The organism is Halomonas sp. CH40, assembly GCA_041875495.1.
In the GTDB taxonomy this organism is placed as follows: domain Bacteria; phylum Pseudomonadota; class Gammaproteobacteria; order Pseudomonadales; family Halomonadaceae; genus Vreelandella.
The window spans coordinates 968970-984447 of record CP112982.1 but is presented as its reverse complement, the minus strand read 5'-3'; the positions used below and the strand labels follow the sequence as shown (position 1 = coordinate 984447).

The window sequence follows — 15478 nt, the reverse complement described above, 5'->3', positions numbered from 1 at the left end:
TTAACTCTCCAAATGTAAAGGACATCGTTGTACCGTATCGCCACCTGTTTGAACGCGACCGGAGGTGGCAGCTATGACCTGTCGCGCGACGCTAAATCGCCAGCCATATCCATAGCCGATATAGGGGATGGCGATAGCATTGAAATGGGCGCGAACGGTCATGGTGCTGCTCCTCCGAAAAATCTGGTTTTCAACTATGTATCTTACACATTTTTCACAACGTCAAACAAAAGTCCTAACAAACAAAAGCCCCGGCTGGGGTTACCAGCCGGGGCTTTAACATGGCAGGCAACCCGTTGGGCGTGCCTGTCGGCGCGACGTTAGCCGTCGGCCTGAGGCACCGCTTGGCTAAACCAATAACAATGATGAACACGGCTGGCTGCCGGTAACAACAGACATTCAAAAGTGACGTTTGTCATGTTCATTCTCTCATCAATGCATCAAAGGGTTAGCGACACGAATGCCCTGACAGGCAGATTAACCAGCAAACAACTGGTACCAGCCAATGGTAGCCGGCAACGCACTCATGCTAACCAGCACTACCAGGCCTGCAATAATCGCCAGCACACCGGAGTTATCTTTAAAGTTTTCGTCTTCATGATGGGCCATGAGTAAAGCTCTCTTAAACGGATGATGGATTCAGGGGAATATAGTGCACCCATATTAACCGATCATTACCCCTACGACGAGAGTAATACCGTGCGTACTAGACGTTTTGACGGTGCGGGCACATTGATCAACGCGGCGCATAGGCGAACACATCGGAAAACAGCCGCGACTGGTCAAGCCCCTGGGGCGCCAGCGCATCAATACTGGCATACACCATGCCGGGCGAGCCGGACAGGTAAACATCGTAATTCTGCGGTGACAGATTGGCGCTGGCCAGCACCTGATCTATACGCCCCTGGTGATGATGAATACGCTCGCTGGACGTCATCTCTTCCTGCAGCGGCATCTCGGTCACCGCATGAAAATGGATATTTTCATGCTCCAGCGCCAACTGGCAGGCCAATGGCTCAAGATAGAGATCGCGATGTTCGCGGGCAGCCCACCACAGTGAGATTTCACGCTCTGGCTGATGTTCCAGCACCGCCTCGATAATCGCTTTCATCTGTGAAAACCCGGTGCCTGCGGCGACCAGTAAAAGCGGCCGCTGGCTATCAAGGTCAAGCACGCAATCACCGCCAGGCAGGCGGATCGTCAGCTGATTGGCGACCTGCAGCAGCTCGCGCAGGCGGGCAGAATTATCACGTTCCGGCCAGTGCTGAATATGCAGCTCAAGCCTGCCATCGCCGCGCTCTGCGCTGGCGATCGAGAACGGCACCCAGGTCTGCTCATCCAGGCCAAGCTCAAGATATTGGCCTGGGGCATGACGCATGGCTTCTGCCCGGCCTTGCAAGGTGACGCCAAACACGTCCGGGTTGAGGTCTTCTACTTCGGTGACCTGGCAGGTCAAGGTTTTTGCGCTCATCAAAGCCTCTTGTTGTTACGGTCAGGGAGTGCGGTCAATTTATTCGCTTCCTTTGCGGGCGTCAGGCAGTGGAATGCCAATCCCGAAACTTTCCCAGCGCTCATCCACCCGGGTTTTGACCTCTTCATCCATGGTGATGGGCTGGCCCCACTCACGGTCGGTTTCACCCGGCCATTTGTTGGTGGCATCCCAACCCATCTTGGACCCCAGGCCCGCCACTGGCGAAGCAAAATCCAGATAATCGATAGGCGTATTTTCCACTGTCACCGTATCCCTTGCGGGGTCCATGCGGGTGGTCATCGCCCAGATCACATCCTCCCATTTGCGAGCATCGACGTCATCATCAAGGACAATGACAAACTTGGTATACATGAACTGGCGCAGAAAACTCCACACGCCCATCATCACCCGCTTGGCATGACCGGGATACTGCTTCTTCATGGTCACCACCGCCATGCGGTAGGAACAGCCTTCCGGCGGCAGGTAGAAATCGACGATTTCCGGAAACTGCTTGCGCAGGATCGGCACGAAGACTTCGTTCAGGGCCACGCCAAGAATCGCCGGTTCATCCGGCGGGCGACCGGTATAGGTAGAATGATAGATGGCATCCCGGCGCATGGTCATGCGGGTAACGGTAAACACCGGGAAGTGGCTGACTTCATTGTAGTAACCGGTGTGATCGCCAAAGGGCCCTTCTGGCGCCATATCATCCGGGTAGATAAAGCCTTCCAGAATAATTTCCGCCGAGGCGGGTACTTCAAGCTCAGCGTGGCCGCACTTGACCAGCTCAGTGCGCGAACCGCGCAGCAGGCCAGCAAAGGCGTATTCAGACAGCGTATCCGGCACCGGCGTCACGGCGCCCAGTATGGTCGCCGGATCGGCGCCCAGCGCCACTGCCACAGGGAAAGGCTCACCCGGATGGGCTTTCTGAAATTCTTGGAAGTCCAGCGCGCCGCCGCGATGGGAAAGCCAGCGCATGATCAGGCGATTACGGCCAATTTTCTGCTGCCGATAGATGCCCAGATTCTGGCGTTTTTTGTGCGGTCCCTTAGTCACTACCAGCGCCCAGGTCACCAGCGGGGCGGCATCGCCCGGCCAGCAGTGCTGGATAGGCAGCTGATCAAGGTTGACATCGTCACCTTCATAGACCACCTCCTGCACCGGGGCACGCCTGACCACCTTGGGGCCCATGCTCAACACCTGCTTGAAGATGGGCAGCTTCGACCAGGCATCCTTGAAGCCCTTGGGCGGGTCAGGTTCTTTCAGAAACGCCAGCAGCTTGCCCACTTCCTGCAAGGCTTCCACTGAATCTTCCCCCATGCCCAATGCTACCCGTTTGGGCGTGCCAAACAGGTTGCCCAAAAGCGGCATGGCGTGGCCCTTGACGTTTTCAAACAATAGCGCCGGGCCGCCGGCACGCAGGGTGCGGTCACAGATTTCGGTCACTTCCAGATAAGGGTCAACTTCCACGCTGATACGCTTGAGTTCTCCCTTCTCTTCCAGCGCAGCGATGAATTCACGTAAATCGTGGTATTTCACAGCAGACTCCCGCAGCTAATGCCCCGCTCAAAGGGACGGCAAACAGCGCTTCTCCAGCCAGAGCGCTGGAAAAGCAGGCTAGCGACGCTTCATGGCTTCAAAGAATTCCAGGTTGGTCTTGGTATCCTTGAGGCGGTCAATCAGAAACTCGGTGGCAGCCACATCTTCCATGGGATTAAGCAACTTGCGCAGAATCCACATGCGTTGCATTTCATCTTCAGTGGCAATCAGGTCTTCACGGCGAGTACCGCTGCGGCGAATATTAATCGCCGGGAAGACGCGCTTTTCTGCCAGCTTGCGATCCAGATGGGCTTCCATATTGCCGGTACCCTTGAACTCTTCAAAGATCACTTCGTCCATCTTGGAGCCAGTATCTACAAGGGCCGTAGCAATAATCGTCAGGCTGCCACCCTCTTCGATATTACGCGCAGCACCGAAGAAGCGCTTGGGCTTTTCCAGCGCATGGGCATCGACACCGCCGGTCAACACCTTGCCGGAGCTGGGTACGACCGTGTTGTAGGCACGCGCCAGGCGGGTGATGGAATCCAGCAGGATGACCACGTCCTTCTTGTGCTCAACCAGACGCTTGGCTTTTTCGATCACCATCTCGGCGACCTGAACGTGACGTGCCGGGGGTTCGTCAAAGGTAGAGGCCACGACTTCACCGCGCACGGTACGTGACATCTCGGTGACTTCCTCAGGGCGCTCGTCAATCAGCAGCACGATCAGGTGGCACTCAGGATTATTGCGCGTAATGGAGGTGGCAATATTCTGCAGCATCAGCGTCTTACCCGCCTTGGGCGGCGACACCAGAAGCCCCCGTTGGCCTTTACCGATCGGCGCAGCAAGGTCAATAATCCGTGCGGTCAGATCCTCCGTCGAGCCGTTGCCGATTTCCATGTGCATACGCTCATCGGGAAACAGCGGCGTTAGGTTCTCGAACAGGATCTTGTGCTTGGCGTTCTCAGGGCGGTCAAAGTTGATCTGACTGACCTTGAGCAAGGCAAAATAGCGCTCGCCTTCCTTGGGCGGACGTATCTTGCCGGCAATGGAATCGCCCTTGCGCAGGTTGAAACGGCGGATTTGTGAAGGCGAGACGTAAATGTCGTCTGGCCCGGCGAGATAGGAACTGTCCGCACTACGCAGAAAGCCGAAGCCATCCTGGAGAATTTCCAGCACACCGTCGCCATAGATATCCTCGCCACTTTTGGCATGCTTCTTGAGGATGGCGAAAATGATGTCCTGCTTGCGCGAACGAGCGAGGTTATCGATGCCCATTTCACGGGCAAGTTCGAGTAACTCGGGGACGGATTTTTGCTTGAGTTCAGTGAGATTCATCGGTGTGTTTAAACGTTGCTCATGAAAGCTGGGCGCCAGGCGCCGGGAATAAGAAAGGAGGCATGATAACAGCGCTTACAAAAACGCTGTAAGGTGCGTTCAGACCCCGGTAGGCATACGCTCGAAGATGCTGTGCTGAACCCTGAAGCCCTGTTCAGCCGGTGAGCGCTATCGCTTGTAATCTGATCTGTAAGTGTTTCCAGTACTTGTTCGGTGCCTGTTTATTGCCTGTGCGTTAATTACGATGCACAACAGGTAACGAATAGAACCGAAATAAGAGCAAGACCAGCGGGCGATCTGACGACTTGGACATTGAGATGGCTTTATACATGAGTCGCTAAAGCCTGAGGCAGTAGATACGGCGATCGAGCAACTCGCATCACGCCAATGGCCTGATGGTAGTCAAGCGCCGCCATAAACGCAAGCCCCTCTTTGCTGTTAACAGCGTGCGTTCTGTTGGCAGCGAGTGGACAATTGACAACAGACAGAGAGCACCGCAACCTTGGCACAGCTAACCTGAAGGATAACACATGCCCAAGGACACACCGCTCTCCATGACTTCACCATCGACCGCTGCGGATTCTTCTGACTCAGGGCCCAGCGGGAGCGACCCGCGCCGCCTTGCCGCTATTGATATGGGTTCCAACAGTTTCCACCTGCTGGTGGCCAACTACCAGAATGAGCGCCTGCAGGTGGTGGCTCGTCTGGGCGAGAAAGTCCAGCTGGCTGCCGGCCTGGATGAAGACGGCAACCTGAGCGAAGAGGCCATGCAGCGTGCCCTTGATTGCCTGGGCCGCTTTGCTCCCTTTCTGAATGATATAGAAGGGCATCACCTGCGCATTGTCGGCACCAACGCCCTGCGTGATGCCTACAACAGCCAGACCTTCATCGACCGTGCCGAAGCCCAGCTCGGCCATGCCATCGAGATTATCGCCGGGCGTGAAGAAGCCCGCTTGATTTATCTGGGGGCCGCCCACGCTCTGGCCGAAAGCGGGCGTCGTCTGATTGTTGATATCGGCGGCGGCTCGACGGAATTTATCATTGGCGAAGATTTTGAACCCAAGGCGCTTGAAAGCCTGCGCATGGGGTGTGTGACCTTTTCACGGCGATTTTTCTCGGATGGTGAGCTGACCGAGAAGCGCATGCGTAAAGCCGAGCTGGCGGCGCTTTCCGAACTGGCCAATATCCAGCGCCCTTACCTGAAGCTGGGCTGGGAAGACCCGGTCGGCTCCAGCGGCACCATCAAAGCCGCGGCCAATGTGCTGCATAGCTATGGTGATACGCTTCAGGAAGGCCTGATAACCCGTGCAGGGCTCAAGAAGCTGCGCGAGCGTCTGATAAAATGCAAGCATCTGGACAAGGTGGCACTGGAAGGCCTGAAGACCGACCGCGCCAGGGTCTTCCCGGCAGGCATTGCCATCCTCAGTGCCGTCTTTGAAGCCTTTGACCTTGAGCAGATGCGCTTTGCTGACGGCGCTCTGCGTGAAGGGGTGCTGTATGACATGGCCGGGCGCAATAGCGCCGAGGACTCTCGCCTCAAGACACTGGCCTTTCTCAAGCGCTGTTATGATGTTGATACCCGCCAGGCTGATAACGTGGCAGAAACGGCCGAGCGGCTGTTTTTCCAGCTCAGGGAAGACTGGCAGCTTAACGATGATCATCGCCGCTACCTGTGCTGGGCCAGCGAGGTGCACGAGATTGGCCTGGCGATTTCTCACAGCCAGTTTCACCGCCATGGGGCTTATCTGCTTGAGCATTCAGACCTTTCCGGGTTTTCGCGCCCCGAACAGCGTCTGCTGGCCTTTCTGGTACGCGCCCACCGGCGCAAGTTCCCGATCAAGGAATGGCAGGCGCTACCGGCTTCCCAGCAGGCCAACGCCGCCAAGTTGGCCCGCCTGCTGCGGCTTGCAGTGCTGTTCAATCATTCCCGCCCGGAAACGCCGCCCGAGCTGCCACGGCTGGCCTGCAAGGATGACATCCTGCATATCCACCTGGATGCCAGCGATGAACCTACGCTGCTCAGTACAGATCTTGAACAGGAGCAGGCATTCATGAAGGCTGCTGGCTTCTCACTCCAGCTCAGCTGAGACGCCAGGGTCGTGCCAGATCAGCCGCCACCCTGCAGCAACCCAGCTTAAGCCGCTGGGCGAGTGTAAGGCGGCGATGCACTGGCTGTCACTTGCTGCTGTCAAGACCACCACCCGCTCGCGCTCCCAGGGCGGCAGACGGGCTTCCTGAAGCAGGCGTTTCAGGTCACGGCGGCCGCGCCCCGCCAGCTGGAGAACTTCACCGCCCTGACGCCAGCGAGCCTGCAGCTCTCCGTCAGGCCACTGCATCCCGGCCTCCGGCAGCACGCTGAACGCCCGCCCGCCCAGTGGGGTAACAAGCGGCGTTTTTCCGCTCCAGGCCTGCGCCCAGCTTTCAGGCTCAGCGGTGGCATCAAGCAGATACAGCTGCCCCTGCCAGACACGCCCCTCGCCGCCCGGCCAGACGACCCTTACCTGAGCATCCGGCGCGGCACCTAGTTGAGCAAGCAGGCTTTCCAGGCGCTTGGCTGGCGGTGTGGGCAGGCCAAGTCGCTGACACTGGGTGCGCACCAGCAAACGCTGGCGGGGCTGCGAGCGCGCCAGCAGAGCCGCCACCTCCAGCCCACCCGTTTCGCCACACAGGCTTGCCAGCTCATCAAGCGCGTATTCATTCAGCAGAGTATCGGCTTCTGCAGCGCGCTGAGCCACCCTGGCCAGCCGCTGCCCTGCCCCTTTCCAGCGGGTTTCCAGCACAGGCAGAATGCGGTGACGCAGGAAGTTACGATCCGCTTCGCACTGGGCATTGGTGGGGTCGTCCACCCAGCTAAGTGATTTCTGCTCGGCTGCCTCATTCAGCTGATCCTGGCTGATGTCCAGCCAGGGGCGTACCAGCGTTAACCCCTGCCAATGGCGAACAGCGGGCATTCCAGCAAGCCCGCGGATGCCGCTGCCGCGCAGGGCCGCCAGCAGCAGGGTTTCGGCCTGATCATCCTGGTGCTGGGCCAGCCAGAGCAAATCGCCCGTAGCAAGGTGGCTGGCAAAAGCCGCGTAACGTGCCTGGCGGGCCGCCCCTTCGAGACCCTGCCCGCTGCAAGTATCTACCGCAACATGGGCAATTGTGAGTGGCACCGGCAGGGACTGGCATAGTTGACGACAATGCTGCTCAAAGGCGGTGGCCGCTTCCTGCAGGCCGTGGTTGACGTGGATCGCTGCCAGGCGGTGACCGCTGCGCTGGCAAGCGTCGGCCGCCAGAGTGAGCAGCAGGCTGGAATCCAGCCCGCCAGAAAGCGCCACCCAAATACAACGCCCCGGCGGGGTCTCCGCCAGGGCGTTGTCAAGCCGGGCTGTCAGGGCGTCAAGCGGCGGGAGCGCCATAGCTCATCAAGCGCTCGTAGCGACGTTCCAACAGGGCCTCGGTATCCAGCGCCTGAAGGCGTCCCAGGCTCTGGGTCAGCGCTTCCTTGATGCGTTCGGACGTATGGATCGGATGGCGATGCGCGCCCCCCAGCGGCTCCTTGATCAGGGCATCGACAAACCCCAGCTCCTTGAGTCGTTCAGCGGTAATGCCCATGGCCTGAGCGGCTTCAGAGGCTTTTTCAGCGCTTTTCCACAGAATTGACGCACAGCCTTCCGGCGAGATGACCGAGTAGGTCGAATACTGCAGCATGTGCAATTCATCGCATACGCCAATCGCCAGAGCGCCGCCAGAACCGCCCTCACCCACCACGGTGGAGATAATCGGCGTTTTCAGCCGCGACATCACCGCCAGATTATAGGCAATCGCTTCTGACTGACCGCGTTCCTCGGCATCAATGCCCGGATAGGCACCCGGCGTATCAATAAAGGTCAGAATCGGCATATTGAAGCGCTCGGCCATTTCCATCAGGCGACAGGCCTTGCGGTAACCCTCAGGGCGCGGCATGCCGAAATTACGGCGTACCTTTTCTTTGACATCACGGCCCTTTTGATGACCGATCACCATGACAGGCTGGTCATTCAAGCGGGCAATACCACCGACAATAGCCGCATCATCGGCAAAGTGGCGGTCACCATGCAGTTCGTCGAAATCGGTAAAGATGCTTTCCAGGTAATCCAGCGTGTAGGGGCGCTGAGGATGACGGGAAATCTGCGACACCTGCCAGGGAGTGAGATCCTTGAAGATGGACTCAGTCAGTTTGCGGCTTTTTTCTTCCAGGCGCTCAATCTCTTCACTGAGATTGACGTCGTTATCAGAGCTGACCAGACGCAGCTCTTCAATTTTTGCCTGCAGTTCGGCAATCGGTTGTTCGAAATCAAGATAGTTCGGGTTCATGAGCTAGCCTTAAAAATGGGCCTTTCGGGTCACATGATCATCATTAATCAATTATTGGAACGCATTATCGCACCTTGATTCAGGGACGCAAACCGTTAGCGGTAGCGTAACTGAACGCCGGATTGACCTTCTACATCGCGCAGCGCCAGCAGCAGGTCATCACTGGGGGCAACGTGCCAGTTGTTATCCAGCTGCAGCCAGGCGCTGGCCTCGGGGTGGCGATAATGCAGGCGCACGGGCAGCCCGGCCGGGTCGCAGTAAGGCGTCAGGCTGTTGCGCAGGCTTTCCACCAGGCGGCCGTTAATCCGCTCGGCATTAAGCGCCACATCAATCGATTCACCGTAGCGCACCCGGGCAGTGACCATGGGTGTGACATCCTTGACGCGCAGCTTGAGACCGCCGGAAAAGTCATCGTTGGAGACATCGCCTTCCACGATCAGCACCTGATCGGACTCTATCTGACTGCGCACCTGATCAAAAAGCTCCCCAAACAGGGAGGCTTCAATCCGCCCGGTACGATCATCCAGGGTAACAAACGCCATGGTATCACCGCGTTTGGATTTCATCGTGCGCACGCCAACCACCAGGCCAGCCACCCGCTGAGGCTCGCGGGAAGCAGCAAGGTCAACAATCCGCGTCGATACAAAGCGTTTCAGTTCGCGCTCGTATTCATCAATCGGGTGACCGGTCAGATATAGCCCCAGGGTATCTTTCTCGCCTGCCAGACGCTCGCGATCGGTCCACTCACGCACCTGACGGTACTCGGCGTAGACATCGTTATCCTCTGCCGCCTCAAAGGCATCACCAAACATATCCAGCATGCCCAGATTCTGGTTGGTGTGATTCTGGGCGGCAGCTTTCAGGGCGTCTTCCACGGCAGCCGCGAGCACGGCGCGATTGGGGCCCAGATTATCCAGGGCGCCGGAACGAATCAGCGCTTCCAGGGTGCGCTTATTCATGCGCTTGGGGTCGATACGCCGACAGAAATCAAAAATATCCTTGAAAGGGCCTTCGCTTTCGCGGGCGGCCACGATGGCGCCGATGGGGCCTTCGCCGACGCCGCGAATTGCCCCCAGGCCGTAAACCACGCGCCCCTGCTCATCGACGGTAAACTTGTAGCCGCCGACGTTAACATCCGGGGGCGTCACGGTCAGTTTGAGGTGACGGCACTCTTCAATCAGCGGCACCACCTTGTCCAGGTTGTCCATTTCAGTGGACATCACCGCCGCCATGAAAGGCCCTGGATAGTGCGCCTTGAGCCAGGCGGTCTGATAGGACACCAGCGCATAGGCCGCCGAGTGGGATTTGTTGAAGCCGTAACCGGCAAACTTTTCCACCAGGTCGAAGATATTACCCGCCAGGTCTTTATCAATCCCGTTGGCGGCACAGCCCTCCATGAAGCCAGCGCGCTGCTTGGCCATTTCCTCCGGCTTTTTCTTACCCATGGCACGCCGCAGCATATCCGCCTGACCCAGAGAGTAGCCTGCCATGACCTGGGCAATCTGCATGACCTGTTCCTGATACAGGATAATGCCGTAGGTCGGGCTGAGCACCGGCTTGAGCAACTCATGCTGGTAATCCGGGTGCGGATAGGAGACTTCCGCGCGGCCGTGCTTACGGTTGATAAAGTCATCAACCATGCCGGACTGCAAAGGCCCAGGGCGAAACAGCGCCACCAGGGCGATCATGTCATCCAGGGAATCCGGTAGCAGACGCTTGATCAGCTCCTTCATGCCACGGGATTCCAGCTGGAACACCGCGGTAGTCTCGGCGCGCTTGAGCATTTCAAAGGTCGCGCCGTCGTCAAGGGGAATGGCATCAATATCCAGCGGCGCCTGATCATTCACGGCGCGCACCTTATCGACCATTTCCAGCGCCCAGTCGATAATCGTCAGGGTGCGCAGGCCGAGAAAGTCAAACTTGACCAGGCCGGCCTCTTCGATATCGTTCTTATCGAACTGCACCATCAGGCCGGAGCCGTCTTCATCGCACAGCAGCGGGGCAAAGTCGGTCAGCTTGGTAGGGGCAATCACCACACCCCCGGCGTGTTTGCCGGTGCCCCGGGTGGTGCCTTCAAGTTTGAGCGCCATTTCCCAGATTTCAGCCGCGTCTTCGTCGGCGTCGATGAACTCCTTCAGGGCGCTTTCCTGCTCGATGGCTTTCGAGAGCGTCATGCCCACTTCAAAGGGAATCAGCTTGGAGAGTTTATCGCCCAGCGAATAGGGCCTGCCCTGGGCGCGGGCCACATCGCGCACCACCGCCTTGGCAGCCATGGTGCCAAAGGTGACGATCTGGGAGACCGCATCGCGGCCATAGCGGTCAGCCACATAGTCGATGACCTTGTCGCGCTTTTCCATACAGAAATCGACGTCGAAATCGGGCATGGAAACACGCTCGGGGTTCAGAAAGCGCTCAAACAGCAGATCGTAGCCAATCGGGTCAAGATCGGTAATCTTCTGAGCATAGGCCACCAGCGAGCCTGCACCGGACCCCCGCCCTGGCCCGACCGGCACCTTGTTATCCTTGGCCCACTGGATAAAGTCCATCACGATCAGGAAGTAACCGGGAAAGCCCATCTGGATGATGATATCCAGCTCGAAATCAAGACGTTCCCGGTAGCGCTGATCAATGGCCTGGTATTCTTCGCTGTCGCGTGGGTATTGCGCCTCTGGAAACAGAAAGTCCAGGCGCTCAGTCAGGCCATCATGGGAAATCTTGCGGAAGAATTCGTCCTGGGTCATGCCGTCCGGAATTTCATATTCAGGCAGGAATATCTCACCCAGGCGCACATCGACACTGCAGCGTTTGGCGATCATGACGCTGTTTTCCAGTGCCTCGGGAATATCCGCAAACAGCGCTGCCATCTCTTCAGGGCTTTTCAGATACTGCTCTTCCGAGTAGCGGCGCTCACGGCGCGGGTCGTCCAGCGCTTTGCCCTCACCAATCGCCACCCGGGTTTCATGGGCCCAGAAATCCTCGCGCTCAAGAAAGCGCACATCATTGGTCGCCACTACCGGGGTGCCGGTATCAATGGCCAGACGCACGCTTTCATGCACACAGGTTTCTTCCAGCGCCCGGCCGGTGCGCACCAGTTCCAGGTAGAAGCGCTCGGGAAACGCCGTCTGCCACTCGGCCAGCAGCGCCTTGGCATCCTCATAGTGCTCGCTCAGCAGGTGGCGGCCCACCTCACCGTCACGCCCGCCCGAGAGCGCAATCAGGCCATCGCTTTGCGCCATAACCCAGCGTTTATCAAGAATCGCCCGCCCCTGGCGCTGGCCGTGGGTCCAGCCTTTGGAAATCAGCTCGGTCAGGTTGCGGTAGCCAGTGGCGTTCATCGCCAACAGCGTCAGCCGGTAAGGATGGGCGTCGTCGTGGGGGTTATGCAGCCACAGGTCGCTGCCGATGATGGGTTTCAGGCCGGCGCCCTGGGCGGCGGTATAGAACTTGACCAGACCAAACAGGTTCGCCTCATCCGTCAGCGCCAGGGCAGGCATTTCCCGGGCAGCGGTGGTCGACACCAGCGATTTGAGCTTGACCAGCCCATCGACCAGGGAGTATTCGCTATGGAGTCGCAAATGAACAAAGGGAACCGTCATGACACTCTCGTATGGAAAACAATAATGACTGAAAAACACGTAGGCCAGCGGCTGGCCCGCTAGAGTAACGCCAACTGCCGCTGTACAGGCGCAAAGCTGCGCCGGTGTTCGGCCAGCGGGCCATAGGCTTCAAGCGCAGCCAGATGCTGCCGGGTCGGGTAGCCCTTGTGGCGGTCAAAGCCATACTCGGGGTAGCGCTCATGCAGCGCCTGCATCTGCGCATCCCTGGCGACCTTGGCAATAATCGACGCTGCCGCTATGGCATGATGGCGGGCATCCCCTTTGACTACCGCCTGGCCCGGCAAAGCATGACCTGGCAGTCGGTTGCCATCCACCAGCAGGTATTCGGCGGTGGGCCTGAGGCCATCAATCGCGCGGCGCATGGCCAGATGCGTGGCGTGATAGATATTCAGCTGATCGACCTCGGCGGCGCTGGCTTGTGCCACGCAATAGGCCAGCGCCTGGGTGCGAATCTGGCCGTCTAGTGCATCGCGTTTGCGCGCGGTCAGCTTTTTGGAATCACCCAGCCCTTCAATGGGTCGCTGTGGATCGAGAATGACGGCAGCGGCTACGACGCTACCCACCAAAGGGCCACGCCCCACTTCATCCACGCCAGCCAGAAAACGCCCCTGATAGGCAATCTCGATAGGCGGCCATTCGGGTGGCGCTTTGCGCGGCGCCTGTTGCTTTGGCTTAGCCATCGGCACTGACCTCGCAGAGCGGTTGACCGGCAATCAGGGCTTCAATGGCATCAGCAGCGCGGCGGCTGGCGTTGCGTTGCAGGTCGGCATGCATGGCGGCAAAGCGGGTTTCCAGGGCACGTCGCGCTGTGTCATCGCCCAGCAGCTGCACAAGCTCGCTGGCAATGGCGTCTGGGGTCGCCGCTTCCTGAATCAGCTCGGGCACGATGCTCTCCTGGGCGATCATGTTCGGTAGCGAAATCCAGCGGGTCTTAACCAAACGCTTGGCCAGCCAGTGGGTAGCAGGTGCCATCTTATAGGCCACCAACATGGGCCGATGGCACAGCATAGCTTCAAGTGCGGCGGTGCCGGAGGTCAACAGCACGGCATCGCTGGCCACCATGGCCTCACGGGCCTGCTCCTGGATCACGACGATGCGCCCCTGTAAGGCTGGAAAATCAGCCAGCAGCGCGGTGATCTCCTGTGAGCGCTGGGGCGTGGCCGCAGGAATCACTACCTGCAAGGCCGGGTAAGACTGACAGACCTTCTCCAGTGCCATCAGAAAGGTAGCGCCCATAAAGCGTATTTCGTTGGCCCGCGAGCCGGGCAGCATTGCCAGCACCGGCTGATCGACCGCTAGCCCCAACGCCTCCCGGGCACCTTGGCGATCATTTTCCAGCGGCATTTCATCTGCCAGCGGATGACCGACAAAACTGACCGGCACCTGATGCTGACGGTAGAAATCGGCTTCGAAGGGTAACAGGGTCAGCATGCCATCGACCGCCAGGGCAATCTTTTTGACGCGCCCCTGGCGCCAGGCCCATACCGAAGGACTGACGTAGTGCGCCGTGGTCACTCCGCTATCGCGCAACTTGCGCTCCAGCCCCAGATTAAAGTCAGGCGCATCAATACCTATCATGATATCCGGCTGCCAGGCCAAAGCATCCGTCAGCAGAGTTTTGCGCACTTTGAGCAGTTCAGGAAGGTGCTTAAGGACTTCAACCAATCCCATCACGGAAAGGGTTTCAAGTGGGAAACGGCTATCCATACCCAGACGCAGCATGCGCGGGCCGCCGATACCGCGAAATTCCACCTCAGGATGGCGCGACTGTAACTCGCGTATCAGGCCTGCCCCAAGAATATCGCCGGAAAGCTCACCGGCCACCAGATAAACGCGCTTGATGGTCATCGTGCCTGCTCCTTGCCTATGACGTCTTATCGGCGTCGCTAGACGTTAACGCACGATACCACGCGATGAGCGCTCGATGGAGGCAGCAAAACGCTCGATTTCAGGCAGCGTGTAACGTTCGCGCATGGTGGTCAGTGCTTGCTCAACGGTCAGCCCCTGACGATAGACAAGCTTGTACGCATCGGTTAATGCATTGAGGGCTTCCCGGCTGAACCCTCGGCGCTTCAGGCCAACCAGATTCAGGCCGCGCGCCTCGGCGGGGTTACCGTTAATCATCATGAAGGCTGGCGTGTCCTTGGTGATGATTGACCCACCGCCTGCCATGGCATGCTCGCCAAAATGGCAGAACTGGTGAACAGCTGCCAGCCCACCCAGAATGGCATGATCACCCAGGGTCACATGGCCTGCCAGGGTCACCTGGTTGGCCAGGATACAATCGTTGCCCACCACACAATCGTGCCCTACATGCACATAGGCCATGAACAGGTTGCGTGAGCCTATGGTGGTTTCTGCGCGATCCTGCACGGTACCCCGGTGCAGGGTAACGCCTTCACGGATGACGTTGTCATCCCCCATCACCAGGCGCGTTGGCTCACCGGCATATTTCTTGTCCTGGCAGTCTTCACCCACCGAAGCAAACTGGAAGATACGCGTTCTTTCGCCCAGCACCGTCGGGCCTTTGATGACCACATGAGGGCCAATGATTGAACCCGCGCCAATGGTGACATTGGGGCCAATAACACTGAAAGGCCCGACGTCCACGTCATCTGCCAGTTGGGCCGCTGGGTCAACCAGAGCAGTAGGATGAATCAAGCCACCTTCCTCTCAGCGCAAATGATCTCAGCTTCGCAGGCAAGCGCTCCATCTACCGTTGCGCGGCAGGCAAATTTCCAGATACCCCGCTTGCCACGAATCACCTTGGCTTCAAGCACCAATTGATCCCCTGGCATGACCGGGCTTTTGAAGCGTACGTTATCGCTGCCCACCAGATAATAGACGTAGCCGTCAGCGGGTAGCTTATTGACCGTTTTAAACCCCAGAATACCGCATACCTGCGCCAGCGCTTCAAGCACCAGCACGCCAGGCATGATGGGGTGATGCGGAAAATGGCCGTTAAAAAACGGCTCATTGATGCTAACATTCTTATACGCAACGATGGATTCACCGACGCTTAACTGCGTTACCCTGTCCACCAGCAAGAAAGGATAGCGGTGGGGTAAATATTCGCGAATCTCGTTGATATCCATGACCATCGTAGCGACCTCTAATAACAAAAACCCTGGGGTTGACCCAGATACGTCCAACGCTCGCGCTGGCAAGGGGCGGG

13 protein-coding genes are annotated in these 15478 nt (G+C 58.3%); 1 reads left to right on the top strand and 12 read right to left on the bottom strand.

Going from position 1 to position 15478, the window contains the following annotated elements:
* The 5 genes from OR573_04545 to rho all read right to left on the bottom strand — a co-directional run bounded on the left by OR573_04545 (position 1) and on the right by rho (position 4348).
* Entirely contained in the window at positions 1-162 is a 162-nt protein-coding gene (locus OR573_04545) for a hypothetical protein (protein XGA80927.1), read from the bottom strand.
* Between the two features lie 315 nt (positions 163-477).
* The gene (locus tag OR573_04540; protein ID XGA80926.1) at positions 478-609 is read right to left on the bottom strand and encodes a hypothetical protein; all 132 of its coding nucleotides are present in this window, start codon (positions 607-609) and stop codon (positions 478-480) included.
* Between the two features lie 127 nt (positions 610-736).
* Positions 737-1471: an NAD(P)H-flavin reductase gene (locus OR573_04535; protein ID XGA80925.1), complete on the bottom strand. Its 735-nt coding sequence runs from the start codon at positions 1469-1471 to the stop codon at positions 737-739.
* A 39-nt stretch (positions 1472-1510) separates the two neighbouring features.
* Positions 1511-3010 carry a 4-hydroxy-3-polyprenylbenzoate decarboxylase gene (ubiD, locus tag OR573_04530; protein ID XGA80924.1) on the bottom strand — a complete coding sequence of 500 codons (1500 nt, stop codon included), beginning with the start codon at positions 3008-3010 and terminating at the stop codon, positions 1511-1513.
* Between the two features lie 78 nt (positions 3011-3088).
* The gene (gene rho / locus OR573_04525; GenBank protein XGA80923.1) at positions 3089-4348 is read right to left on the bottom strand and encodes a transcription termination factor Rho; all 1260 of its coding nucleotides are present in this window, start codon (positions 4346-4348) and stop codon (positions 3089-3091) included.
* Positions 4349-4878: 530 nt separating this feature from the next.
* Between rho and ppx the strand changes: the two genes are divergently transcribed.
* Positions 4879-6435 carry an exopolyphosphatase gene (ppx, locus tag OR573_04520; protein ID XGA80922.1) on the top strand — a complete coding sequence of 519 codons (1557 nt, stop codon included), beginning with the start codon at positions 4879-4881 and terminating at the stop codon, positions 6433-6435.
* Here the strand turns inward: ppx and tilS are convergent.
* From tilS to fabZ, 7 genes are all read right to left on the bottom strand, one after another.
* Positions 6418-7749, bottom strand: coding sequence for a tRNA lysidine(34) synthetase TilS (tilS, locus tag OR573_04515; GenBank protein ID XGA80921.1), 1332 nt, complete (start codon positions 7747-7749; stop codon positions 6418-6420). The genes ppx and tilS overlap by 18 nt on opposite strands.
* Entirely contained in the window at positions 7730-8686 is a 957-nt protein-coding gene (accA, locus tag OR573_04510) for an acetyl-CoA carboxylase carboxyl transferase subunit alpha (GenBank protein ID XGA80920.1), read from the bottom strand. The genes tilS and accA overlap by 20 nt, the downstream gene beginning before the upstream one ends.
* 95 nt (positions 8687-8781) lie before the next feature.
* Entirely contained in the window at positions 8782-12282 is a 3501-nt protein-coding gene (dnaE, locus tag OR573_04505; GenBank protein ID XGA80919.1) for a DNA polymerase III subunit alpha, read from the bottom strand.
* A gap of 59 nt (positions 12283-12341) precedes the next feature.
* The gene (rnhB, locus tag OR573_04500; protein XGA80918.1) at positions 12342-12983 is read right to left on the bottom strand and encodes a ribonuclease HII; all 642 of its coding nucleotides are present in this window, start codon (positions 12981-12983) and stop codon (positions 12342-12344) included.
* Positions 12976-14151 (bottom strand): lipid-A-disaccharide synthase, encoded by a 1176-nt coding sequence (gene lpxB, locus OR573_04495; GenBank protein XGA80917.1) that lies wholly within the window; start codon positions 14149-14151, stop codon positions 12976-12978. Before lpxB ends, rnhB begins: the two co-directional genes overlap by 8 nt.
* A 45-nt stretch (positions 14152-14196) precedes the next feature.
* Positions 14197-14964, bottom strand: coding sequence for an acyl-ACP--UDP-N-acetylglucosamine O-acyltransferase (gene lpxA, locus OR573_04490; GenBank protein XGA80916.1), 768 nt, complete (start codon positions 14962-14964; stop codon positions 14197-14199).
* Complete coding sequence (fabZ, locus tag OR573_04485) at positions 14961-15404, bottom strand: 3-hydroxyacyl-ACP dehydratase FabZ (GenBank protein XGA80915.1); 444 nt, start codon at positions 15402-15404, stop codon at positions 14961-14963. Before fabZ ends, lpxA begins: the two co-directional genes overlap by 4 nt.
* Positions 15405-15478 lie beyond the last annotated feature (74 nt).